The sequence below is a fragment of the Clostridium tepidiprofundi DSM 19306 genome (genome assembly GCF_001594005.1).
In the GTDB taxonomy this organism is placed as follows: Bacteria; Bacillota; Clostridia; order Clostridiales; family Clostridiaceae; genus Clostridium_AC; species Clostridium_AC tepidiprofundi.
Genome location: NZ_LTBA01000106.1, coordinates 1 through 2,089, shown reverse-complemented (window position 1 = coordinate 2,089; position 2,089 = coordinate 1). Strand labels below are relative to the sequence as shown.

The window sequence follows — 2,089 nt, the reverse complement described above, 5'->3', positions numbered from 1 at the left end:
AAAAGAAATAAAGGATACCAATTTTAGTTCTAAACCATTCGGCATAGATTTAGCTGAAGTAAAGTTTTATAATTCACCTAATATCCTAATATATGAATTACGTCAAGAAGGTTCAGGCAAAATATTTCTATTTAAAAATAAAAAAAGTAAATTAGTTACAAAAAATTACTTTGTGGGGATAACAAAAGATGGAGTTGTTTATGCAAAATATATTGATGATGATAACCGAGATATCTATTTTAAATTATTAAATTAAAAGAAAGAACTATTGCATTAGCAATCTTTTTATGCTAATACAATAGTCTTTCTTTTTAGTAAGGTTTAAAATCAGGCCATAATTTATAACAAACTTCATCTCTTATTGAAGAAAGTTCACGATAAATATTTTTACCAGGACAAACAGTAGCATATGTGCCTGTATTAACATCTCTATGGCCTTTGATTTTTGAGGGATGGATGTTATATTCATAACACAAATATGCTAACAAATTTATTAAAGCTGTTTTTTGACTTGATTTAAAATCTCTTATTTCATAGTTACCTAAGACTACTACGCCAAGAGTGTTACCATTGCTTATTCCATCTTGTGTTTTTATATGTCCTCCTCTATATGTAGGGTTTCTTCCTTCAAGAATGTTTGCTCCAATACCAATCCCAAAATTATAGGCAATATCTCCATAACCTGCTTCCATTTGAATTTCTTGTTCTCTTTTAAAAAAACCTTTGTCATCAGTTCCATATTTTTTAGCAAGCTCATCATTTGTATCTCCTGTATGATGGACAATTATATATTCAGGGGTATTTCCTTTATCAAGATTTCCTTTATTTTCCTCTTTTGTATCCCAATCCGTTCTTGAGAGCATTGTTGGTTTTCCTGGATACTTCATTCTCATAATATCAATCTCCTTTTCATTTAAATTTTTGCAAGACATTTTTCAGTCGACTGTTGTTTTTGTCTTACACTATATAAAGTCTAAATTAGGTGCAAAAATGGAAACCTATATTTGAAAAAAAATTTAATTTTTTTTATTAAAAACGTAATTTTTAATATCTTCAACGTCTTTCTTTACATCTTCAACAATATCCAGTTTATCTGTAAGTTTTGCTATGATTATTTCAAGGTATGTTTAGGTCTATTTTTAATTTTAAACGTCATACATGAGACTATATGTGAAAATAGAGGTATTCTATTTTGAAGGTCATGTTGAATTTACACTTTATTCTTATACAATATAAATTTGATGAATATGTTATCATTTTAGTTATTTTATGGTATAATATCACCGTGTATTGAAGAAAGCGAAAGGAATGGATATATATGAAAAAAAAATTATCATTAATGTGTATAGGAGTTTTGATTGTTGGTATGTTGAGTGGTTGCTCTAATGGAGCTGTTAATTCAACAAATAAAGATAATGATTTATCTGTTAAAATTAGTGCATTAGAACAGGAAAACAAATCATTAAAAAATGATTTAGATACTGCAAACAAAAAGCATATCAAGGAACTTGAGATAAGACATTTATTAAATAAAAAGAGTTTTGAAATTATACATGCTATGGAAAACAAAGATATTGAAACTTTGAAAAAGCATTTATCTAAAGAAACTACTTGTTTGAATGACAAAATAATCTTTGAAAACTATGAGTATTCATTTTCTTCGGTTATTAAGGAGAATAGATTGAACACATATTGGCATTGGGAAGAAGAAAATAATTTATTTCATATTGGATATTCTATAATGGGAATAGAAAATGGAATAGCTTCTCCACTTTCAGGAGAAGAATTTGAGTATTGTCTTGAGAATGGAGAATGGAAATTAGTTAAAATAGCAGAACAATAAAAAAAGAGCTTTTTCAAGCTCTTTTTTTATTGTTTCTCAAAATGTATACTTTTTGAAACAGTTTGTCGTTTACCGTATTTCAATGCTTTGTAGCGTATCGAATACTTATAAAAAATATTATGAAACGTATCAAAAATACACTTGATATTATGATACATTTGTATTATAATTTTGGACATAAAGAGAGGGGAAGCAATTATGAGAATTTATGGCTATGCAAGGGTAAGTACAAAGGAACAGAATTTA

The 2,089-nt window shown here is 27.4% G+C and carries 4 protein-coding genes; 2 read left to right on the top strand and 2 right to left on the bottom strand.

All coding sequences use genetic code 11. The annotated features are described in order from the left end of the window. Window positions 1-256, top strand: a 256-nt coding sequence (locus tag CLTEP_RS15000; protein WP_161938390.1) for a hypothetical protein, incomplete at its 5' end; no start/stop codon positions are given. 55 nt (window positions 257-311) lie between these two features. Here the strand turns inward: CLTEP_RS15000 and CLTEP_RS13830 are convergent. Together CLTEP_RS13830 and CLTEP_RS14565 are read right to left on the bottom strand one after the other, a co-directional pair. Next, window positions 312-893: a peptidoglycan recognition protein family protein gene (locus CLTEP_RS13830; RefSeq protein ID WP_066827648.1), complete on the bottom strand. Its 582-nt coding sequence runs from the start codon at window positions 891-893 to the stop codon at window positions 312-314. Between the two features lie 123 nt (window positions 894-1,016). Continuing rightward, window positions 1,017-1,109: a BhlA/UviB family holin-like peptide gene (locus CLTEP_RS14565; RefSeq protein ID WP_278319563.1), complete on the bottom strand. Its 93-nt coding sequence runs from the start codon at window positions 1,107-1,109 to the stop codon at window positions 1,017-1,019. 209 nt (window positions 1,110-1,318) lie between these two features. On the opposite strand from CLTEP_RS14565, the gene CLTEP_RS13825 reads away from it, so the two are divergent. Then, the gene (locus CLTEP_RS13825; RefSeq protein ID WP_066827646.1) at window positions 1,319-1,843 is read left to right on the top strand and encodes a hypothetical protein; all 525 of its coding nucleotides are present in this window, start codon (window positions 1,319-1,321) and stop codon (window positions 1,841-1,843) included. Window positions 1,844-2,089 lie beyond the last annotated feature (246 nt).

Excerpts from the sequence above, each read along its gene's own strand:
- CLTEP_RS13825 (WP_066827646.1), top strand. The coding sequence starts at position 1,319 with ATGAAAAAAAAATTATCATTAATGTGTATAGGAGTTTTGATTGTTGGT.
- CLTEP_RS13830 (WP_066827648.1), bottom strand. The coding sequence starts at position 893 with ATGAGAATGAAGTATCCAGGAAAACCAACAATGCTCTCAAGAACGGAT.